Below are 18,983 nucleotides of genomic sequence, written 5' to 3' on the forward strand. Positions count from 1 at the left end.
GGTCATGGGCTCGCCGTCACCGCGTCGGCGCGCGCCAGACGAAGCGGCCATCGCCGTCCTCGTCGGTGTAGAGAGGGGTGGCCCGGCCGATCACGGCGGTGGCCGGAAGCGGGCCGAAGTAGCGGCCGTCGAGGCTGTCGCGGACCTGCCAGTTCATCAGGAACAACTCGCCAGCTGCGACCAAGCGGCAGCCCTGCCAAACGGGGAGCGGGCGACCGCGACGATCGCGATCGAGGGCGTCGCCGATCGGCACGCCGTCGACCGTGATGGCGAGCCCGGTCCGGCAAACCCGTTGACCCGGGAGCGCGGCGACGCGCTTCAAGAGCGGCACGCCGCGTGGCAGGTAGTCGCCATCGGACAGGAATGTCGCGAGCGGCTCGGGCGCGTCGACCGCCACCAGATCGGTCACGTCGAGGGCGCGCACATCGCCGATCGTGTAGAAGCCGACCGGCGTGCTGGCTGAAGCGTTCCAGATGAGGCGCGGCGCGAATGAGGCGATCGAGGCGAGGCCTAGAAGCGACACCGCCGCCGTTGTGGCGATGGCGTAGGAGAGCCGCGTCATGCGCCGATCTCCTGGCGCAGGAGAAAGGCGCGATGCTGCCGAAGACCATAAGCGCGTGGCGTTTCGCCGACGGTCATTCGGTTGTGGACGTGGCGCCAATGGTCCGGCGAGACCTCGATCGGCTCGATGCCGCGCGCCTCAATGGCGTCGATGAGCTGGAGCATGCGCTCCACCTTCGGCCAGCCGTCGACGCGCAAGAGGATGTCCGCTCCGGGCGTGACGGTCGGCATCGTCTGGCATGGCGCAGCAGGCTCAACAGCGCGCAGGATGTCGAGGCGCGAGAGCACGGTCCCGTGCTCATTCGCGGCCCATCGGACCAGCGCAAAGATGCTTCCCGGAGGGAAGAAGAGGATGCGTCGGCGCCGGTCGAGGATCTGTTCGCGTAGCTCGTGACCGAACCGTATCCAGTGCTCCGTTCGCTTCTCGACCCAAGTAAGTTCGACCTGGGTGAAAGCTTCTGGCGGCGGCTCGGCGGCAGCGCGGCCGACGCGCATTGGCGCGGCGACATGGCCGGTCATGATCCTTCTCCTGACGGGGGTGGGAATTGGCGCTCGAACAGCGCGCGCAGCATTTCGGCGACGGTCTGCCCGCGCTGGAAGGCGGCGATCTTGATGCGGCCGCGCATATCCGCAGTCACGTCGATCGTCAGTCGCGCCGAGAAGTCCTCGCCGGCTTGTGCGCGCGGGGTGTGGCGCTCGGGCGCCTTGATCCAGCTCTCCGGATCGGCCGGACGCGCCGCGAAGCTGCGTTTTGGGGACCGCGCGCTCATGCGCCGATCCTCGCGACTTCCGCCGCGAGCGCGGCGATCTCGCGCGCGCCAGGGCAATCCTCGTCCTGCTCGGCGGCGAGCCGGCCGGTCTGCACGACATCGGCGAAGACGATGCGCTGGCCGATCGTGGTCGAGAGCAAGGGCGGGTCGTGATCCGCGAGCGTTTCGGCGGTCTCGCGCGCCAACACGGTGCGAGCCGCGCACCGGTTCAGCACGAAGCGGGCGGCGAGTTGCGGGCGGTAGATGCGTGCCTCGCCGAGCAGCGAGAGCATTTCGGCGGAGGCCCAGCCATCGAGCGGCGACGGCTGCACCGGAATCATCACGAGATCGGCCGCGAGCAGCGCCGAGCGCATCAGCCCAGCGACGCGCGGCGGGCCGTCGATGACGACATGGTCAACGTCGCGGGCCAACTCCGGCGCTTCGCGGTGGAGCGTGTCGCGGGCCAGGCCGACGACACCGAACAGCCGCTCCAACCCCTCTCGGTTGCGCTGCTGCGACCAGTCGAGCGCCGAACCCTGGGGGTCGGCGTCGATCAGCGTCACGCGCTGTCCACGGCGAGCCCATTCGCCGGCGAGGTGCAGGGCGAGCGTCGTTTTCCCGACGCCGCCCTTCTGGTTGAGCAGTGCGACGATCATGACGGTCTCCCGGCGATCGGGGACTCGTCCACAGCGGCCGAAAAGCACGGTCGCGTTAGAAAGATTCCGTAGGAATCTAGGTTAGATAAGTTACAGGGCTTGCAAGTCGCTGATTCAGCGCGAGGATTCGTCGAATCCGGTCCCCGATAGCACGAGACTTCGGTCCTCGATGGCACGATAGTGCCGGTCCCCGATAGCACGAGACGATTCACAGCTTATCCCCAGGGCGAGTTTTCGAGCGGCGACGGCGGCGCGGAATGCCAAGCGCGTCGGGATCGGTGGGTGCGAAGGACAGGATGTCGGGACCGCCGACGCACCGCTCGATGGTGAGCTGATACCCAGGGAGCGGCTGCCGGCGGACGATCTCGCGGAGGTCGTAGGCAAAGTGCTTGAGCGGCGAGAGGCTACCCGACTTTGCATGGAGGTGCGGAAAGTCGAAGCTCCAGCCGAACTCCTGCTTGCCGCCGTGCTTGCGCACCAAGCGGTACAGCCAGCGCTCCAGCCCTCCGGTCAGGCCGAAGTAGTTGCGGTCAATGGTGAGCACCAGCGCGTCGTCGAGCACCGAGCTGTAAAACCAGTCGGGAACGATGAGTTCGAGGCCGAGCGGCCTGCCGCGTTGGTCGGCTCGTTCCTTCCACTCGTTGATCCAGGAGAACCGGTGCATCCGCCGCTCTGTCGGCTGGCGGATCGAGGTCGCGACGGTAGTCGACTGCAGTCGGTCGAGTGCGGCCTTGAGCCGATCGTAATCCCGCAGCGATACGCCGCGGCCGATGAAGTTCAGGATTTCATACGGGGTCGTGGCCATCAGCCGCGATGGCTGGAGCCCCACGTCGCGAGCCTCGACGATCTGTGAGGCGGCCCAGATGAGGATGTCGGCGTCCCAGATCGTCGCCATGCCATGCTCGGGCACTGCCTCGACACGGATCTTGACCGAGCCGGCCTTGAAGTCGATCGGCGCAAGCCGCTTCGACTTGGCGAGGGAGAAGAACGGATAGGCCATCAGGTCCTGCGCATCGCGAGGCGCCAGGTCACCGGGCAGCGCCCGGAAGAGGTCGAGTTGCGCTCGCTCGTCGCTGCGTTGATGGCGGGACGACATCACGGAGACCGGATCAGCGAAGGCCGGAAGTGCCGGCGTTGCGGCCTTGGGAGGCCGCAGCTTTCGCAGGAGCGACGATGCCGCCACGCGGATCCGAGGTGGAGGTCACCAAGCCGCGATCGGCCCACGCCTGCAGGTCGGTCAGCGAATAGACCACCCGTCCACCGAGCTTCCGGTAGGTCGGTCCGGTGCCATATGTTCGGTGCTTTTCGAGCGTGCGCTCCGACAGCCCGAGAAAGCGCGCGGCTTCCTCTGTCCTGAGGTAGCGTGGCGGCATGGGGGCGGCCGTTTCGTCCATGATCGAACCTCCGTGGTTTCGCGGCGCCTGCCTCGGACAGGCGGCGGATTGCGGTCACGGTGGCGCGATTGCGGCGGTCGGCACGATGTCGAAGTAAAGGAGATAAGTTCGACACCCCTTGGGGCGTCAGCGGTCTCGGCGTGGCCGGCGCAAGATCGAACGATAGCCGCCCTGGACGAGCTTCGCGCCGTCTCTAGCCAGGCGAATGGTCGTCTCGCGGATTGCGCTGCCTACCCACGAGGCTGCGTCGTGATCATGTTTGGGAAAGACGGCGTCGGCGATTGCACGATACGTCGCTCCGGATGCCCGACCGTCGAGGACGCGCAGCATTTCGCGCGCCCGCTTTTGTCGGGATCGGGTGATACGCGGATCCGGCGGGACGGTTTTTCCAGCGAGAGCCGCCCAAAAACGAGCCAGCGTGCTCAGGCGGTCGGGCGTAAGCTCATCAAGAAGGACCATGGCCGCGAGACTTCCGGCACCGTCGCGCAGAGAAGCGTCGAAAATTTCGCCCCGGATCTGAAGGCGCAGCATCTCGCCATCGATGCCATTTATGGCCTGCGCCCTGATGAAATCGTCAAGTGAGGGAGGCGTGTGAGCCGTCGGGATTTTGCCGAGGACGACGATCGATGGATCGAAGTGGGCGTCCCAATAGACTGGAGAGACGATTGCAGATGCAGAAGGATCTGCCGGGAAATCGCAACCCCCATCGGGATGTAAACTCCCGGGTCAGTTCTTCGGTGTTGTCGCCTGCCTGGAGGAATTCGTCGTATGATCGCCGGTACTCGGTGTTTCTCCGCAAAAACTCCCAGGCGAGATCTCCGGGAGACAGAGCATCGACATAGTCGTAAGCGGCCTCTGACCGCCAAGAATCTTCTTCAGACATCCTCCACAGCCTCCGCAGTTTTAGCGCGCGAATTGAGCTGCGGACACGATTCCAAGTTGTGTGGGGGCTGGGAATAACGAAGGCGGAGCAACGTGATGCGAAACCTGCATCACGTTCAGTTCACGCGGCCGGCCAGCAAACCGCTATAGCCGTTCTTCGTCATCCACTTTGCGCGCGCGAGATGCGAGCGGTGAACGCGCTCGGCACGCTCGGGCTCGGCGTTGACCGAAATCCCGAAAATCGTCTCGACGACGTCCGCCCAGGAAGCGCCTTGCGCTTCGGCATCCAGCAAACGCAGGTAAAGCTTCACATTGGCCGCGTCATAGGCGGTCGGCGTCGCGCTGCTTGGCGGTTCATCAAGAAATAAGTTTGTAGTCACGGCGTTCCCCGGCGCGGATATCCATCCATACTGGAGCATTTTGTTAACGATGTTACGAGCGAGCTTCTAGCGCAACCCGATGAGAGGGGCGTTTGCGAGTTCGCTCCTCGCGTGCCGTTAGCCTTGCCCTTTGCGATCAACCACCATCACTCCCACACCACGGTCGGAGCTCAGGAACACGACGCCACTCTGTTCGAAAGCGCGCCTAACCTCATCCCGCGTGCTCTCGTACACCTCGAGGCCACTGGCCGACTCGAGGCGCTTGAGGGCGGTCAGAGATACGCGAGCCTTGTCAGCGAGCGTCTCCTGTGTCCAACCCAGCAACGCGCGCGCGGCCCGTGATTGTCGGGCGGTGATCATGCATGATCACCTCCCACTCGGACCTACGCGCACGCCAGAACTACGACTATAATAGTCGCCCTATGCCAGTTTGGCCACCGCAAAGCCGATCGGGGAAACGTCAGCTGATTCGGTTGCCAGAAAGCTGAAAGGCCCCGACCTTCCGGCCGGGGCCTTGCGCGGAGGCCTCAGTCGCCGCGCCGCCCGCTCGGGCGGGACCAGATCAGCGAGAAGGTGTCGCCGTCCTCGTCGTCGAAGAGGTTGGCGTAGATCGGGGCGTTGAAGCTCGGATCGTCGAGCTTGAGGCCGAGATAGTCGCGGCCCTCGTTGGAGCGCTTCGACCAGGCGGCGCCGATCTCGGCGCGGCCCACCAGGACGCGGTGGCTGGGAGCGTTCTCGCCGGTGGCGCGGGTATCGGGGACGATGCGCACGCCCTTGGCCTGGACGCTGAGGGTGACGATTTCGCCGGTGAACTCGTTCGAGTCGGTCTTCTTGAAGGTGCCGATGGTCGCCATTGTAATTCTCCGTTTTCCGTTTCCGAGCCCGCACCATTGCGGCCTCGATGGCGATCGGCAGGCCGGAGGCGGTCGACGGCGCACCCCGAAGGGGCCTGACAGCTTAGGAGGGCTTTCTTGTCTCGCGAGGAATGACGGCGCAGCCGGCAGGGGAAGAAAGTTCGACGCGGCTGTTGTGTCATAGGCGATCGAGGCGAAGCCGTACTTCGGCCAGATCAGGCCATTAAAGAGGCCGTTTGGAGCGGTCTAGGCACGGTCAGATAACGGAGAAGATGGCGACCCTCCCGCATCGGCAAGTTGGCGCAGGGCGTGCGTAGCAGCTTCGTTCCCCATCTACAGGCATCGCTCCAGCATCTCCGTCGACTGCCACCGGGAGCGTCTCAGCCTTCGGTGCACGAACGGATGCGCTGCCGGTGTTGCCCAAAGCGCTCCCCCGCGGGCTGCTTTTCGGGGCGATGAACAATCAGCACCCACCGCTTCATCTGCAACCTCGGAGGCTACGAGGATATGCTTTGTCTTGTGCTGTTCCGATCCGCCGGAACGACTTCGACAAAGATTATGCCCGAGTAAGGCCCGGGCTGGATGGGCTGGGAGTCGCCACTAGTCCAGCGACCCGGAGGAAGGCGGTGATCCCGACCGCGACGGCCCCGAAGATCGAAAACGCCATCTGCCACGCTTCCGACGGCATCAGGTGCTTCACGATGCCATGGGTGGCATGAAAACCCGCGATCGCCGCCGGGGCGACGAAGGCGATCGCCACGACGAGTTTCAGCCACATCGGGCGGACGAAGGCGATCAGGAGGTGCCCGATGGCGAGCGTCATCGCCGCCGCGAGCGCGCCCACGACGACAGCGCCGGCAATGCCGGCGCCGCCTTCGTTGGCCCAGGCGCCCGTCGTCACGCCGACGAAGGCGGGCAGAGTGAAAACGGCCAAGGTGAACACCAGCCAGCAGAGCAGGCCGACGGCGAAGAGGGATGCGAGTATGGCAAGGATGATCATGGCAGTGGTTTCCAATCGTTCATGGCTGACGATCGCGCCTCCACCACCACCACAGCGCGCCTGAAGTATAGCGAATGACAAGCCGGGACGGGAGCGGAAATCCTGCCGGACTTCCGCTTGCGGCCGTGAAGCCTTGCCCGCGATCAGCGGGCGAAGGGATCAACCTCATGGACGATCGCGGCGAGTTCGCCGTCATATTCGCCCGCGGGCATGACACCCATGCTGCCGTCGCCCGCCTGGAAGATGACAATCGAGACCATCAGGGTGGTGGCGAGGCTGAAGGCGAAGGCGTGAGCTTGATTGAGGGACATCTGCTGGGCTCCTGCTGGAGCGGGGGACCATCCCCCGCCGACAGGCGCCCGAAGTGTTCGGCCGTGGACTGCAATCACCGCGCAGGCGCAGCCGCAGCGGCGGCATGCTCGCATAGCCGACCCTTCATGGGTTGATGGCGACAAGTCCGCGGCTGGACCAAGGATCAGCGCTGATAGGCGGAGGTGGTCTTCGCGTCGGGAGACCCGTTTTACAGTCTCGACGCTGCTTTCGACTCAGCCTCGCGTCGTGTCCTCAGATGGCTTCATTTGCGCTATGCTCTTGGCGGCAAGTGTAGAGTCGCGAAGGGCTGGACGATGGCGGAGTTCACAGGACGTAATCTGCACCTCGTGAAAAAGGCTTTGACGATCGCTGTGCTGGCGATTGAGCGGCAGCCGGGCCCCTTCCAGTCGTCTTCGGACCAAGCGGATATGAAAGCGCTCCTCGACGCGTTGATCGAAAACGACACCGAGCTTGCCTTCTACGCGCGATCCGCCCGTATCGCAGTGACAGGCGAGCCAGACTGAACGTGGGGTTGCCGATGACGGAGACGCTCGCTTTCCAGAAGCGACACAAGGACGGAAGCTTGTGGGTCGTCGGCCAGACGATGGAGGGACAACCTACCGGATACTGGGAGTGGTTTCGCCGCGACGGTTCGAAGCTGCGGTCCGGCTACTTTGAAGACGGTCAGCAAGTCGGTGATTGGACCACGTATGATCGCTCCGGGTGCGTCTACAAAGTCACGAAGATGAAGCGCTAGGCAGCGGCCCATGCGTGGCGGCGCTCACGCGCCGCCGTGCTTCCAAACCGGAATGCCGAGCTTCTTGGCCTTGTCGGCGAGGTTGTCATTTATGCCCGTGCCCGGGAAGTGCAGCACGCCCTTCGGCACGATATCGAGCATCTGGTCATTCCGCTTGAACGGTGCCGATCGTCCGTGCTTGGTCCAATCGGGTGCAAAGCCGATTTGCGGAACGTTGCGGTTCGATGCCCAGAGCGAGGCGATCCTCTCGGCACCCTTTGGCGACTTTCCATGGACCAGAACCATGCCGGCGTGCTTGGCGTGAACCTGATCGAGCTTTGCCCAGATAAGCTGGTGATCATTGAAGTCGAGGCCGCCGGTGACGATGATCTTGGGACCGGGCGGAAGTAGTACTTCCTGATCGGCGCGCTTCTTCGCCATGAGAAAGTCGCGGCTGTCGATCATCGCCGAAGTCAGATTGCGATGGTTGACCTTCGATCCGCTGCGCGGGAGCCAAGGCTTGCCGACGTGGCGTTCGTAGTGTTCGGCGGCCTGGTCGCGCATCAGCTCGAAGGCGTTCTGGCGCTCTATCAGCGTGATCCCCTCTGCGATCAGGCGCTCCAGTTCGACCGATTTCACCTCGCTGCCGTCCTGTTCGCGCTGCGCCCGCTTCTGGGACTGCTCATTGTCATCCAGTTCGCGGCCGATCCGGTCGGTGGCGCGGTGGAAGACGTTCACGGTCGACCAGAGGAGATCGTCGAGGTCAGGTTCGAGACGCGTGTCTGCCAGGGTGCCGATCAGAGCGTCGAAGATGTCGGCGACGGCGCCCGCGGCCTGATTGCCGTCCGGCAGAAGCCGCTGGTCGGGCTCGTCGGTGAAGGGGCGGTACCCGTGGAGTTGCAGTTCGTTGAGGACATGGTCGGTGGGTGACGATTCGTGATGCGGTTCGTAGTCGTCGTGCTCGCGCATGGGATGCTCCGTCGGTTGGACCGCGACCGTCGCGGCCTTCATGGCGACGAAGCCCGCAGGCCGGACGACCGGGCACCCGGAGCGAAAGCGTAGGGCTCGATGGCTAAGGCCGGCTATTTTGCCTCGCGATGGAAAGCGGCCTCTCGGCCGCGCCGGAAAATAGTCGGCCGCCGCCATTGCCCGGTTGGCCGGCCTGTGGGCCGATCGCCCTCTCGAAGGCCGAGGCGCGGGCCCCCTCCGATGGAATGATGCATCCGCCGAGCACGGCGGCGAACCTCACGCCCGTTCTCCTGCCGGCTATGCCGCCAACGCCATGAAGCGCGCGACGTCCTGCGGCGCGACCTGCAACCGGGCTTCCACGCTCAATGCGTCCAGGCCGAGGTTGCGCAGATCCTCGTTGAAGTCGCCCAGCTGCGGCGAGATGACAATCGCCTCGATCCCGGCCGCGTCGGCCCGTTCGATGAGGGTGTCGCGCGCAGCGTCACCGGCCGGATCGTTGTCGCGGACGATGTAGAGCCGCCGCAGTGTGTCGGGGAACAGGATTGCAGCGAGATGGGCCGCGGAGAGCGCCGCCAGCATAGGCATGTCGGGAAGGACCTGACGAAGCGACAGGACGGTCTCGATGCCTTCGCCCGCCGCTATCACATCGCTGCCTATGCCGAAGCGGACCGCGTTGCCGAGAAGATCGCCCATGGCTCGCCTCGGCGTGTCGATTGGCGCCTTATCGCGGCGGCGCGGATCGAGCCAGGTGCGATGCGCCCCGGTGATCTTGCCGTCGAGGTCGGTGACGGCCGCGATCATCGCCGGCCAGGTCTCGGTCGGCGAATGCTCTTCGGGGCGATAATAGCAGCGCGGGTGGAAATGCAGGCTTCCGGTTCCGCGCAAATCCGTAATGCCGCGTTCCCGTAAATACGTTTGTACGAGCGTGCCGTGGATCGGCTGCGACATGCGGACCAGTCGGCGGGCCGCTTCGGGGGAGCCATGCGGCGCTGGGTTCGGCCGTTCGTGCTGACGGGCCTCCGGCGCCGGCGGCGGCATCGAGAGAAAGGTCCGCGCCTCGTCGGCGACATCCTTGAAGTCGATGAGGCCGCAGCTTTCTCGGATGACGTCGAGGAGATCGCCATGCTCGCCGGTGGCCGCGTCGGTCCATTTGCCGGCGGGACCTTTCGGCGTGTCCTTGAGCCGGACATACATCGAGCGGCCGGGTGTGTTGCGCGCATCGCCCACGAGCCAGTAGTTGCCCTCGCGGCGACCGCTGGAAAGATAATGCCGGCACACCGCCTCGGCCTGCCGGCCGAGACTGTGCGCGAGATCGGAAGCGTCTTGACGTGCCATCACGCGGCCTCCCGCTCGGAGATGCGCGCCACGGGATATGTATCGAGCACCTTGGCGAGGACGCCCGGTCCGGCGGCGTCGGCCGGCACGAAAAAGCGGAGCTTCCACGAGATGATCTCGCTGAACAGGCCGTAGGTGCGCAGCCGGTCCCGCATCGCCTCGGTGAAGCCGGTCAGCTCCAGGCGCTGGGCATTCATGACGCGGGCGCGCCGAAGCTGAAGGCCGTCAGCGAGATCGAGGATCGTCGTGCCGTCCATCAGAGCGGTGAAGGCCTGCTCAGGGGTCAGCGATGTTGCGCCCGTGGTGACGGCGTTTGCCGCCCAGGCGGGCGAGACGCGGCGGCCGATGATGCGCTCGCCGCCATCGGTCTGGAGCCGGTAGACCCGCGTCGACTCGTTTGGCAGCCGCTTCCAGATCGGCAACAACAGGCCGGCGACAATGTGGATCGTGCTGTCGGAAAACTCCGGCACGTCATTCAACTCAGCCCACCACGCGGCGGCGAAGGCGGCGCGATCGGCTTCCTCCCACTGGCTCTCACCCATCATGCGCAGCGGCGCATAGTGCTGCTCCATCGGCCGGACCAGGCAGACGCGGCGCTCGATCTCGCCATCGTCGAGCATCATCGATGGTGCGGAAATCTGCACGGCGGCGCGGCCGGAGCGACCATTGACCAGGAGCCGTGCGCGCGGATCGGAGAGATGATCGAGCGCGTCGGCGAGGCTCGTCGGTCGATTGCGCTCCCGGCGGGTGATGGTGAGAAGCCGAGTTTCCGCGCCGGTGCCCGGGTGCGTATGGATCACCTCGCTGCCGGTGACGATGAAGCTCTCGGCCTGCAGCGTTTCGAGTCCGACGTCATAGACTCCACTGCGAACCGCCCCGTCGACTTTCGCCGTCAGGAGCTGCTCAAACGCCGTAAAAAGCACGCCCTGCAGGTCGATGGTCAGCGCGAGCAGACGGTTGAGGAAGGTCGTGATCGGCGGCAGCTCGTCCTTGATGCCGTTGTCATCCGTGAGCTTGAGACCGGTGGCGGACTCAAAGCGGTCGAGCGAGCAGTTCTCGACCTTGCCACGCACGAGCAGCAGATAGAGCTGGCGCAGCGCACCGCGCGCATAGGGGCTTTCGAGATTGTCCTCTGGCCGGAAGAGACCCTGTCCGCCGGTCTGGCGCTGCCCACGCGTGATCGCGCCGAGTGTATCGAGCCTACGCGCGATCGTGGAGAGGAAGCGCTTCTCAGCCTTCACGTCAGTGGCGATCGGGCGGAAGAGCGGCGGTTGAGCTTGATTGGTCCTGTTGGTCCGACCGAGACCCTGGATCGCCGCATCGGCCTTCCAGCCCGGCTCCAGCAGATAGTGGATACGCAGGCGCTGGTTCTTCGCGCCAAGATCGGCGTGATAGCTGCGCCCCGTACCGCCCGCATCCGAGAAGACCAGGATGCGCTTCTGGTCGTCCATGAAGGCGGCGGCCTCGGCGAGATTGGCCGAGCCCGCCCGATTCTCGACGGCAAGGCGATCGCCCTTGCGCACAACGCGCCGTGAACGGCCGGTGACCTCGGCGACGACATCGGAGCCAAAGCGCTGGACGATCTGGTCGAGGGCGCCGGGAACGGGTTCTAGCGACGCGAGCCGTTCGATCAGCTCGTCACGGCGGGCGACGGCCTCCCTGCTCTCGACGGGCTGACCGTCCCGGAAGACTGGCCGCGACGACAGATTGCCCTCGCTGTCGGAGAACGGCTCGTAGAGCTGCACCGGGAAGGAATGGGCGAGATAGTCGAGGACATATTCCCGCGGCGTGATGTCGACACGCACGTCGTTCCATTCCTCGGTCGGAATCTCGGCCAGTCGGCGCTCCATCAGTGCCTCGCCGGTCGAGACGATCTGAATGACGGCGCTGTGCCCGTCGGCCAGGTCCTGCTCGATCGAGCGGATCAGCGTCGGGGTCTTCATGCTGGTCAGCAGATGACCGAAGAACCGCTGCTTGGCGCTTTCGAATGCAGAACGCGCGGCCGACTTCGCCTGACGGTTCAGGGTGCCGCTATCGCCGGTGATGTTGGCGGCCTGCATCGCGGCGTCGAGATGGTTATGGATGATGGCGAAGGCGCCGGCATACGCATCGTAGATGCGGGCTTGCTCGGGCGTAAGCTGGTGCTCGACCAGTTCGTATTCAACGCCGTCATAGGAGAGCGACCGGGCCGTGTAGAGGCCGAGCGCGCGCAGGTCGCGGGCAAGCACCTCCATGGCCGCGACACCGCCATTGTCGACGGCCTCCACGAACTCGGCGCGGTTGGCGAAGGGAAAATCGTCACCGCCCCACAGCCCGAGCCGCTGGGCGTAAGCGAGATTGTGGACTGTGGTCGCGCCGGTGGCAGAAACGTAGACGACACGCGCGTCCGGCAGCGCGTGCTGCAGCCGCAGCCCGGCACGGCCCTGCTGTGAGGGCGCGACATCGCCCCGTTCTCCCTTGCCGCCGCCGGCGTTCTGCATTGCGTGCGACTCGTCGAAAATGATGACTCCATCGAAGTCGGAGCCCAACCATTCGACGATCTGTTTGACGCGCGAAAGCTTCTCGCCACGGTCGTCGGACCGTAGCGTGGAATAGGTGGTGAAAAGGACGCCTTCGCTGAGACGGATCCGCGTGCCCTGAGGGAAACGGGATAGCGGCGTGACCAACAAGCGCTCCATACCGAGCGCCGACCAGTCGCGTTGAGCGTCTTCGAGCAGCTTGTCGGACTTCGAGATCCATACTGCCTTGCGGCGACCCTGCAGCCAGTTGTCGAGGATGATGCCGGCGGACTGACGGCCCTTGCCGGCGCCGGTGCCGTCGCCGAGCATGAAGCCCCGGCGGAAGCGGACGGCGCTTGGAGCGTCGTCCGGCGCGGCGGTGACGAGATCGCCGGTCTCGTCCACAATCCAGGCGCCTGCGAGGTGTTCGCTGTGAGCTTCGCCGGCATAGATCACTGTCTCGAGCTGGGCGTCGGACAGAACGCCCCCGGTGACGATCGCGGCTGGAAGCGTCGGGCGATAGCTCGGCTTCGGCGGCGCGACCGACGCCATGGCGGCCGACTGTACCAATTTGGTGGGATGGGGCTGCGCCTCCGGGATGCGGACCGACTGGAGCGCATAGGCCTCATAGATCGAGTCCGACAGTCGGCCATCTTCAAGAGGCATCCGCTCCACGGTCTGATAGTCAAGCGGCAGGCCTTCGATCTCAGCCGTGGGCCGGCCGTCCGTGGATGCTGCGGCCTTGGCGAGATAGCCGCGAACGGTGCGCGGCGCCGTATCCGGGGAGATCTTTGGCAGCGCGACCGGAATGCGCGGGGGCAAGTCGCGTTCGATCCAAGCGAGAAGCGTCGCCACGTCGGGCGCGATGCCGAGAGATGCCGGGAAGCGTGCATCATCCTCGGCCGGCGCCTTGTCGATGACGGTCAGGCGGGTTTCGATGGTCGTGCCTTGCTTGGCATAGACAGAGCCCGCGATCGCCGCAGTGAACACGACGCGGCCGCGCTCCTGCAGCCGGGCGAAGTGGTCGCGCCAGGCCGGCAGCTCGGGCGAGAAATTCGCGCCGGTGATCGCGACCAACCGGCCGCCTGGCGCAAGCCGCGCCAGAGCGGAAGCGATATGGCGATAGGCGGCGTCGGCGACGCGTCCGGAGACATTCGCCATAACCGAGAACGGCGGGTTCATGATGATGACGCTGGGAATGGCGGTGCGGTCGAGATGATCGTCGATCTGCGCGGCGTCGAAACGCGTGATCGCATTGGCCGGAAAGAGAGAGGCAAGAAGATCGGCGCGGGTCTCGGCCAGTTCATTGAGGATGAGATCGGACCCGGCAATCTCGGCAAGGATCGCGAGCAGGCCCGTGCCGGCTGAGGGCTCCAGCACCCGGTCGGCGGGCGTGAGCGCTGCGGCGGTCAAGGCCGCGAGACCGAGCGGCGTCGGCGTCGAGAACTGCTGACGCGCCTGGGCCTCCTCAGACCGGCGCGTGTGCGTCGGCAGCAGCCCGGCGATCTTGCCGAGCGCGGAGAGCCGTGCGGCCGGAGACGCGGCTTTGCGGAAAAGCGGCTTTCCGTATTTGCGCATGAAGAGGACGGTTGCCGCTTCGCAGGCGTCATAGGCCGTTTTCCAGTCCCAGGCGCCGCTAGCGTCGGACGCGCCGAAGGCCTGTTCCATGGCCGAGCGCAGTATCGCGGCATCGATCGCGCGGCCCTGTTCGAGATGAGGAAGGAGATGGCCGGCGGCGGCGAGAATGGCGGCCGCCGGCGGCGCGTTCGGTGCGAGCGGAAGCAAGACCGCCGGAGCGGCACCAGAGACGGGAGCGTGGAGCATGGAGGATACCTCGAAAGAGCGGGAGACGGGCGAGCCGGGCCGGCGCTTTCTCTCGACCGGACGGGCTCAACCCCGTCCCGGCCGACCTCTCACTCTGACGCGGGCAGCGGCCATCGCTCCGGCTTGCGGCAAGCTCGCCTTCGACAGTTGCGTCATGCCGGCGGGCGATGCGCCGCTCCCGGCTAAGGATCGCACTATCGTCGCGGATCTATTCGAGCGCCCGCCTCAGGTCGGGGCATCGGGCGGGCGGTAGAGCTCAAATGGGTTGCCATCGGCGAGATGGCCGAATGGTGTAAGAACATAGTCGCTGGCGTCACGTCCAACGGCGCAGATGACGTAGCGAACCTCGCCCGTCGCAATCTCGGTGCATTCCATCAACGCCAGGTCGCCGCTGGTCGCGGCGTGCAGCAGCGTCTCGAAATTGGCGCGGGCATGGTCGGGAATGCTCATCGCGCGCCTCCCTCGGAAAGCCGGTCGGCGAGCCAGCGCCCGGTGCTGATCCATTCAAGCGTACGGCCGGTCGAGAGATCGAGCAGGTGGGCGCCGCCGGCGAAGCCGTCGATGACGGGAGCCGAGGCAACATTCGCCCACTGGAATCCCCAACGTCCAGTCAGGCCGAAGGCCTCGGCGCAGCGCGTCACGAAGGTGATCGCGAGTTGCTGGTCGGCGCTGCCAGGATCGCGCAGCCACAGGCGAGCCGATCCGTATTCGGGCGAAAGGGAGAGCAGGAACGGCTCGGCCGGCGGATCCTCTCGGGCGTTCTCGGCCATCAGCGTTGCGTAGATCTCGAAAGCGCGCGCCGCGTTGGCGGCAGTGCCAACGTCGAGCAGGCAGGAAAAGCGGGTCAGAAAATCGGTCATGGCAGGCTCCAGAAACGAAAAGAGCCCGGCGCTAGGCCGGGCTCGGAAAGGATCGAAAGATTGTCCGGCTAGTAGCCGAACCGCCAGGACGGCCAGTCTTGACCGTCGTCGGCGGCCTGCACCGCCTCGCTGAGATAGGCGGGATCGCCCTCGACGATGGCGGGATCGCGGACTGGCGTCTCGTCGATGACCGTGACGCAGGCGACGAGCCCGTCCTCGACCTCGACCTGCACGGGAACGAGATATTGGAAGACGACGCGCCGGGGCGGCGGGCTGGATTGCGACATGACGTAGCTCCTCGATTGGGGGAATCGGCGGAGCGGCCGAAGCCGCCCCGCCTGCACGATCATTCGGCCGCGACGAGGTGGCGTTCATCGTCTTCGCCGGCGGCCTCCTCGTCATCGCCCGCGAGGAAGTCAGGCAGCGCTGCGCTGTCATCCTCGCCGCTGGTCTGGGTTTCCGCCGTCGACGCCTCGACCTCGGTGACCACGCGAAGCGGTTCCGGCAGCCAGCCGGTGTCCGCCAGCAGGCGCTCGGCCTCCTTCGCCATGTCGCCCTTCTTCAGATGGTCGATGAGTTGCGCGGCCTGCTCGCCGGCGCCCTCGCGGACCGCCTGCAGGATGCGGGGCTTTGTCACCCGGTTCAGGTAGTTGCCGAAGGTCGGCCGCCAGCCGACCTCGACCAGATCGAGGCCTGTCGCCATCGTCAGGCGGTCGGCCTGCGAAAGCCTCATGTCGAGGGTATGCTGGGATACACCGCTGCCACTGTGCGGGTTCGGCCGCTCATAGAGCGCATTCACGCCGTAGCTGACGCAATGCGCGAGAAGAGCCATGCGGCTGGGCTCATCCAGGTCGGCGAGCCAGTCCCATAGGGCAGCATCGTCCTTCGGGATATCACCCGCCCAGGCGGCGTGGCGGTCCTGCACCGCACGGGCGGACGGGCTGTCCTTCAGCGCATCGTCCTGGGCCGGGAAGAAGACGTGCTTCACCCCGGCTTCCATGGCGCCCGTATACATGCGGGTCATGAAGGTGTCCGAGACGAGCTTGTGGAGGAGCGCCGTCATGGCGACGTGCGGGTTCTCCGCGACGGCGTTGCGCAGCGCGAGCGTGCGATAGGCCGTCAGCTCGATCACCAGACGCTCCGGCAGCGGCTTGATGACGCCGTCATCCTCGTCGTCCTCGGGCTCGGCAGGCTGGCCGCCGATGGTAATGACCGCCCTCTGCACCGACGGCTCGGCCGGATCGCCGTCGGCGTCCACGCCGGTCTCGACCTCGGGATCGATCGGCGCGTCATCCTCCGCCCGCACGTAGCCACGGTCGATGGCGACGCTGCCGTCATGGGCGATGCTGATGAAGACGCCCGCGCGAGGGATATCGTCCGCCTCGTAGCGCACCGGCCGGGTCTCGAAGGCGGCTAGTGCCGTCTCGATCTCGCCGAGGCGCTGGTCTACCTCGTCCGGCAGTTCGTCGGCGCCTTCATACTCGGCTTCGAGCTTCTGATACTCGGCATTGAGCGCCTCGATGGTCGCCTGCTCCTCGGCCGAAAGGTCGAGCGGCTCGCCCTGCAATTCCCGCAGGCCGCGCGTCGTGTCGTAGGGAAAGCTGACAGCGACCTCGATCCACTTCCAGCCTTCGCCGGCGATCGTCTCGGCAGTAGCCCTGAGCTTTTCGGCGACCAGGCGGTCGAGCAGCCTCGCGTCCTGCAGCCAGCCGCCATCATCGGACTGGAAGAGATCGCGCATGACGACGCCGCCCGCCGCCTCATAGGTCTCGATGCCCACGAAAACCGCGCGCTTGTCCGAGGCGCGGACGGTTGTCTCGGTCAGCATGCGCCGGATCTGATAAGGCTCCTTCGACCAGGCGTCCTTGATCGCGTCCCAGACCTGCTCCTGACGGGCGTGATCGCTCGACACTGTGAAGGCCATGAGTTGCTCCAGCGTCATGCCGTCTTCGGCATAAATCTCGAGCAGCGCGGGCGACGCCGAAGCGAGCCGCAGCCGCTGCTTGACGACCTGGGCCTGCACGAAGAAGGCTGCGGCGATCTCCCCCTCGGTCATGCCCTTGTCGCGCATGTCCTGGAAGGCGCGATACTGGTCGAGGGGATGGAGCGGCGCGCGCTCGATGTTCTCGGCGAGCGAGACTTCTTCCGCGAGGATCGCGCTGTCGCGCTCGCGCACTACGCACGGCACAGGCGACACCTTGGCGAGGCGCTTCTGCTTCACCAGCAGTTCCAGCGCCCGGAACCGGCGTCCGCCGGCCGGCACCTCGAACATGCCGGTCTCGTTGCCTTCGGCATCGACGACGGGGAAGACGCTGATACTCTGGATCAGGCCGCGCCGGGCGATCGAGGCCGCTAGGTCTTCGATCGAGACACCGGCCTTGATGCGTCGGACGTTCGACTGGCTCAGGACCAGCTTGTTGAAGGGGATGTCGCGCGAGGGCGATAGGACGATCTTTTGAGCTGCAACAGCCATCGGGATGTACTCCGCGACGGGCGGCCGAGAGCCTCTCTCTCGACCTCCAACCCGTCACGGAAACCCCGTCCTCCCTCTCACTCTATTTCTGGGTGCGCCCGGTGAGACGCCGGAAGGACAGCGGCGCGATCAAGGAATTTGGCAAGCCCCTCATCCTCAGGCGCATCTCGGTCGAACAGGATGTATTCCGCGCCGAGGCGCCGCGCGTATTCGGTGATCCTCACAAGATCGGCAGGGAGACTATCGCGGTCGCCTTCTCCGACCCAGATAAACCAGCCGTATGGCGTCGCCGCGACAAGCTCGTCGCCCTGAGCGGCGTGAACATTCAGATAGGTGCTCGACGCCTCCGACAGGTGAGCGGTCGAGCAATCGAAGAAGACCCGAAGCGGGTACGAGACCTTGCTCATGCCACCCTCCTTTCAAGCTCATCTGCGGTGACGACGTGGGCAGCGCCCTCAGGCGCATGGGCCAGCAGCCAGTCGGCCGCCTTGCTCGCCTGACTTGCGGCCCGAACGATGGCGCGGTTGTCCTCGCGCAGGACCTGCAGCCACGAGCCGATATAGTCGGCGTGGCGGACGGTGGGCACGATGCCGAGCGAAGCGCAGCAGAAGGCCGCGTTCATCTCGGCGACCAGTTCCTCGAATGCGTATTTCTTGGTGCCGAAGCCGCCGGTCAGGTCGCGGCCTACTCGGCTCGAGTGACCCGTCGCGTGTCCGAGTTCATGCAGGGCCGTGCGGTGCCAGTTGATCGGCTCGAAGTAGGCTTGTGGCGGAGGGACCTGCACATAGTCGAGCGCAGGCACGTAGAACGCCCGATCACCTGCGATGCGAAAGTCTATGCCTGAGGCGCGGATCAGCGCTTCGACCTGTGGTTCGATCATCCCTTGCGGCGGCGGGGGCGCATCGATCGCGACGTCTTCCGGCAGTCCTTCGCACTGGGCTGCGTTGAACACGGTGAAGCGCTTAAGGAACGGGATCGCCTGCGCGTCGTCACCGCTCTCGCGGGCGCGGCGCTTTTCGTCCTCCGGCGTGAAGCGGTCCGCATAGACGACGGTCGTGCCGCGCGCGCCCTTGCGGACATTGCCGCCAAGCGACAGTGCTTGACGGAAGGTGAGCCAGCTCTGGCCCGGAAAGCCGTGTTCGACCACGGCGCCCCAAAGGATCAGGATATTGATCCCCGAATAGTGCCGGCCGGTGGCGGCGTTTCTCGGCATGGCAAGCGGGGCCTTTGCGGCCGTCGTTCCCCACGGCTGGACCCAAGGCACGCGACCGGCCTCCAACTCGGCGACGATCTTATCGGTGATCTCGTCGTAAAGGCTCGCCCGGTTCTGGCCTGGACGTGGCAAAGCAGTTCGTCTGGACATCGCGGATCTCCGCGACGGGCGCCGGAAGCCTCTCTCCCAGCTCTCAACCCGTCACGGCAATCCGGTCCGCACTCTCACTCTCGGGGGGGCGTTGCGGGGTCTCCCCCCAGAAGGGGTCGGCAGAGACCTTGGGCTCG

At 65.7% G+C, this 18,983-nt stretch carries 23 protein-coding genes; 1 reads left to right on the top strand and 22 read right to left on the bottom strand.

Annotated elements, in window-relative coordinates; all coding sequences use genetic code 11:
- Window positions 1-16: 16 nt before the first annotated feature.
- The 13 genes from H536_RS0112735 to H536_RS24925 form a co-directional block, all read right to left on the bottom strand.
- Window positions 17-562 carry a S26 family signal peptidase gene (locus H536_RS0112735; RefSeq protein ID WP_024350833.1) on the bottom strand — a complete coding sequence of 182 codons (546 nt, stop codon included), beginning with the start codon at window positions 560-562 and terminating at the stop codon, window positions 17-19.
- The gene (locus H536_RS0112740) at window positions 559-1,080 is read right to left on the bottom strand and encodes a DUF2840 domain-containing protein (protein WP_024350834.1); all 522 of its coding nucleotides are present in this window, start codon (window positions 1,078-1,080) and stop codon (window positions 559-561) included. The genes H536_RS0112735 and H536_RS0112740 overlap by 4 nt, the downstream gene beginning before the upstream one ends.
- The gene (locus H536_RS0112745; protein ID WP_024350835.1) at window positions 1,077-1,331 is read right to left on the bottom strand and encodes a hypothetical protein; all 255 of its coding nucleotides are present in this window, start codon (window positions 1,329-1,331) and stop codon (window positions 1,077-1,079) included. The genes H536_RS0112740 and H536_RS0112745 overlap by 4 nt, the downstream gene beginning before the upstream one ends.
- Window positions 1,328-1,966: a ParA family partition ATPase gene (gene parA, locus H536_RS0112750; RefSeq protein ID WP_024350836.1), complete on the bottom strand. Its 639-nt coding sequence runs from the start codon at window positions 1,964-1,966 to the stop codon at window positions 1,328-1,330. Before parA ends, H536_RS0112745 begins: the two co-directional genes overlap by 4 nt.
- Window positions 1,967-2,174: 208 nt before the next feature.
- Entirely contained in the window at window positions 2,175-3,062 is an 888-nt protein-coding gene (locus H536_RS0112755) for a replication initiator protein A (RefSeq protein ID WP_024350837.1), read from the bottom strand.
- A gap of 13 nt (window positions 3,063-3,075) precedes the next feature.
- Window positions 3,076-3,360: a helix-turn-helix transcriptional regulator gene (locus H536_RS0112760; protein WP_024350838.1), complete on the bottom strand. Its 285-nt coding sequence runs from the start codon at window positions 3,358-3,360 to the stop codon at window positions 3,076-3,078.
- 126 nt (window positions 3,361-3,486) lie between these two features.
- A complete protein-coding gene (locus H536_RS23765) occupies window positions 3,487-3,891 on the bottom strand; it encodes a DUF2285 domain-containing protein (protein WP_081651913.1) in 405 nt (134 codons plus the stop codon).
- A 43-nt stretch (window positions 3,892-3,934) separates the two neighbouring features.
- The gene (locus H536_RS25500; RefSeq protein WP_354320922.1) at window positions 3,935-4,243 is read right to left on the bottom strand and encodes a transcriptional regulator domain-containing protein; all 309 of its coding nucleotides are present in this window, start codon (window positions 4,241-4,243) and stop codon (window positions 3,935-3,937) included.
- Between the two features lie 115 nt (window positions 4,244-4,358).
- Complete coding sequence (locus tag H536_RS22595) at window positions 4,359-4,661, bottom strand: DNA -binding domain-containing protein (protein WP_070154326.1); 303 nt, start codon at window positions 4,659-4,661, stop codon at window positions 4,359-4,361.
- Window positions 4,662-4,739: 78 nt separating this feature from the next.
- Complete coding sequence (locus tag H536_RS0112775; protein ID WP_024350841.1) at window positions 4,740-4,982, bottom strand: helix-turn-helix domain-containing protein; 243 nt, start codon at window positions 4,980-4,982, stop codon at window positions 4,740-4,742.
- A gap of 167 nt (window positions 4,983-5,149) precedes the next feature.
- On the bottom strand, window positions 5,150-5,476 hold the full coding sequence (locus H536_RS0112780; RefSeq protein WP_024350842.1) for a DUF736 domain-containing protein: 327 nt from the start codon (window positions 5,474-5,476) through the stop codon (window positions 5,150-5,152).
- A 556-nt stretch (window positions 5,477-6,032) separates the two neighbouring features.
- Window positions 6,033-6,476: a hypothetical protein gene (locus H536_RS0112785; protein ID WP_024350843.1), complete on the bottom strand. Its 444-nt coding sequence runs from the start codon at window positions 6,474-6,476 to the stop codon at window positions 6,033-6,035.
- Between the two features lie 143 nt (window positions 6,477-6,619).
- A complete protein-coding gene (locus H536_RS24925; RefSeq protein ID WP_167522629.1) occupies window positions 6,620-6,787 on the bottom strand; it encodes a hypothetical protein in 168 nt (55 codons plus the stop codon).
- Window positions 6,788-7,102: 315 nt separating this feature from the next.
- Between H536_RS24925 and H536_RS0112795 the strand changes: the two genes are divergently transcribed.
- The gene (locus tag H536_RS0112795; RefSeq protein WP_024350844.1) at window positions 7,103-7,312 is read left to right on the top strand and encodes a hypothetical protein; all 210 of its coding nucleotides are present in this window, start codon (window positions 7,103-7,105) and stop codon (window positions 7,310-7,312) included.
- A gap of 257 nt (window positions 7,313-7,569) precedes the next feature.
- Here the strand turns inward: H536_RS0112795 and H536_RS0112805 are convergent, their stop codons facing one another.
- The 9 genes from H536_RS0112805 to H536_RS0112845 all read right to left on the bottom strand — a co-directional run bounded on the left by H536_RS0112805 (window position 7,570) and on the right by H536_RS0112845 (window position 18,846).
- Complete coding sequence (locus H536_RS0112805; protein ID WP_024350846.1) at window positions 7,570-8,493, bottom strand: DUF2493 domain-containing protein; 924 nt, start codon at window positions 8,491-8,493, stop codon at window positions 7,570-7,572.
- A gap of 297 nt (window positions 8,494-8,790) precedes the next feature.
- A complete protein-coding gene (locus H536_RS0112810; RefSeq protein ID WP_024350847.1) occupies window positions 8,791-9,828 on the bottom strand; it encodes a DUF7146 domain-containing protein in 1,038 nt (345 codons plus the stop codon).
- Window positions 9,828-14,150, bottom strand: a complete 4,323-nt coding sequence (locus H536_RS0112815; protein WP_024350848.1) for a strawberry notch family protein — start codon at window positions 14,148-14,150, stop codon at window positions 9,828-9,830. The genes H536_RS0112810 and H536_RS0112815 overlap by 1 nt, the downstream gene beginning before the upstream one ends.
- A 225-nt stretch (window positions 14,151-14,375) precedes the next feature.
- Window positions 14,376-14,600, bottom strand: coding sequence for a DUF6117 family protein (locus H536_RS0112820; RefSeq protein WP_024350849.1), 225 nt, complete (start codon window positions 14,598-14,600; stop codon window positions 14,376-14,378).
- The gene (locus H536_RS0112825) at window positions 14,597-15,010 is read right to left on the bottom strand and encodes a hypothetical protein (protein WP_024350850.1); all 414 of its coding nucleotides are present in this window, start codon (window positions 15,008-15,010) and stop codon (window positions 14,597-14,599) included. The genes H536_RS0112820 and H536_RS0112825 overlap by 4 nt, the downstream gene beginning before the upstream one ends.
- A gap of 68 nt (window positions 15,011-15,078) precedes the next feature.
- A complete protein-coding gene (locus H536_RS0112830; RefSeq protein ID WP_024350851.1) occupies window positions 15,079-15,297 on the bottom strand; it encodes a hypothetical protein in 219 nt (72 codons plus the stop codon).
- A 59-nt stretch (window positions 15,298-15,356) separates the two neighbouring features.
- Window positions 15,357-17,483: a ParB/RepB/Spo0J family partition protein gene (locus H536_RS0112835; protein WP_024350852.1), complete on the bottom strand. Its 2,127-nt coding sequence runs from the start codon at window positions 17,481-17,483 to the stop codon at window positions 15,357-15,359.
- Between the two features lie 77 nt (window positions 17,484-17,560).
- Window positions 17,561-17,890 carry a DUF5983 family protein gene (locus tag H536_RS0112840; RefSeq protein ID WP_024350853.1) on the bottom strand — a complete coding sequence of 110 codons (330 nt, stop codon included), beginning with the start codon at window positions 17,888-17,890 and terminating at the stop codon, window positions 17,561-17,563.
- Entirely contained in the window at window positions 17,887-18,846 is a 960-nt protein-coding gene (locus tag H536_RS0112845; protein WP_024350854.1) for an ArdC family protein, read from the bottom strand. Before H536_RS0112845 ends, H536_RS0112840 begins: the two co-directional genes overlap by 4 nt.
- Window positions 18,847-18,983 lie beyond the last annotated feature (137 nt).

The organism is Aurantimonas coralicida DSM 14790, from assembly GCF_000421645.1.
GTDB classification, from domain to species: domain Bacteria; phylum Pseudomonadota; class Alphaproteobacteria; order Rhizobiales; family Rhizobiaceae; genus Aurantimonas; species Aurantimonas coralicida.

Bases quoted from the DNA above. Each gene is read 5' to 3' on its own strand.
- H536_RS0112735 (WP_024350833.1), bottom strand. From the start codon at position 562: ATGACGCGGCTCTCCTACGCCATCGCCACAACGGCGGCGGTGTCGCTT.
- H536_RS0112740 (WP_024350834.1), bottom strand. From the start codon at position 1,080: ATGACCGGCCATGTCGCCGCGCCAATGCGCGTCGGCCGCGCTGCCGCC.
- H536_RS0112745 (WP_024350835.1), bottom strand. From the start codon at position 1,331: ATGAGCGCGCGGTCCCCAAAACGCAGCTTCGCGGCGCGTCCGGCCGAT.
- parA (WP_024350836.1), bottom strand. From the start codon at position 1,966: ATGATCGTCGCACTGCTCAACCAGAAGGGCGGCGTCGGGAAAACGACG.
- H536_RS0112755 (WP_024350837.1), bottom strand. From the start codon at position 3,062: ATGTCGTCCCGCCATCAACGCAGCGACGAGCGAGCGCAACTCGACCTC.
- H536_RS0112760 (WP_024350838.1), bottom strand. From the start codon at position 3,360: ATGGACGAAACGGCCGCCCCCATGCCGCCACGCTACCTCAGGACAGAG.
- H536_RS23765 (WP_081651913.1), bottom strand. From the start codon at position 3,891: ATGCTGCGCCTTCAGATCCGGGGCGAAATTTTCGACGCTTCTCTGCGC.
- H536_RS25500 (WP_354320922.1), bottom strand. From the start codon at position 4,243: ATGTCTGAAGAAGATTCTTGGCGGTCAGAGGCCGCTTACGACTATGTC.
- H536_RS22595 (WP_070154326.1), bottom strand. From the start codon at position 4,661: ATGCTCCAGTATGGATGGATATCCGCGCCGGGGAACGCCGTGACTACA.
- H536_RS0112775 (WP_024350841.1), bottom strand. From the start codon at position 4,982: ATGATCACCGCCCGACAATCACGGGCCGCGCGCGCGTTGCTGGGTTGG.
- H536_RS0112780 (WP_024350842.1), bottom strand. From the start codon at position 5,476: ATGGCGACCATCGGCACCTTCAAGAAGACCGACTCGAACGAGTTCACC.
- H536_RS0112785 (WP_024350843.1), bottom strand. From the start codon at position 6,476: ATGATCATCCTTGCCATACTCGCATCCCTCTTCGCCGTCGGCCTGCTC.
- H536_RS24925 (WP_167522629.1), bottom strand. From the start codon at position 6,787: ATGTCCCTCAATCAAGCTCACGCCTTCGCCTTCAGCCTCGCCACCACC.
- H536_RS0112795 (WP_024350844.1), top strand. From the start codon at position 7,103: ATGGCGGAGTTCACAGGACGTAATCTGCACCTCGTGAAAAAGGCTTTG.
- H536_RS0112805 (WP_024350846.1), bottom strand. From the start codon at position 8,493: ATGCGCGAGCACGACGACTACGAACCGCATCACGAATCGTCACCCACC.
- H536_RS0112810 (WP_024350847.1), bottom strand. From the start codon at position 9,828: ATGGCACGTCAAGACGCTTCCGATCTCGCGCACAGTCTCGGCCGGCAG.
- H536_RS0112815 (WP_024350848.1), bottom strand. From the start codon at position 14,150: ATGCTCCACGCTCCCGTCTCTGGTGCCGCTCCGGCGGTCTTGCTTCCG.
- H536_RS0112820 (WP_024350849.1), bottom strand. From the start codon at position 14,600: ATGAGCATTCCCGACCATGCCCGCGCCAATTTCGAGACGCTGCTGCAC.
- H536_RS0112825 (WP_024350850.1), bottom strand. From the start codon at position 15,010: ATGACCGATTTTCTGACCCGCTTTTCCTGCCTGCTCGACGTTGGCACT.
- H536_RS0112830 (WP_024350851.1), bottom strand. From the start codon at position 15,297: ATGTCGCAATCCAGCCCGCCGCCCCGGCGCGTCGTCTTCCAATATCTC.
- H536_RS0112835 (WP_024350852.1), bottom strand. From the start codon at position 17,483: ATGGCTGTTGCAGCTCAAAAGATCGTCCTATCGCCCTCGCGCGACATC.
- H536_RS0112840 (WP_024350853.1), bottom strand. From the start codon at position 17,890: ATGAGCAAGGTCTCGTACCCGCTTCGGGTCTTCTTCGATTGCTCGACC.
- H536_RS0112845 (WP_024350854.1), bottom strand. From the start codon at position 18,846: ATGTCCAGACGAACTGCTTTGCCACGTCCAGGCCAGAACCGGGCGAGC.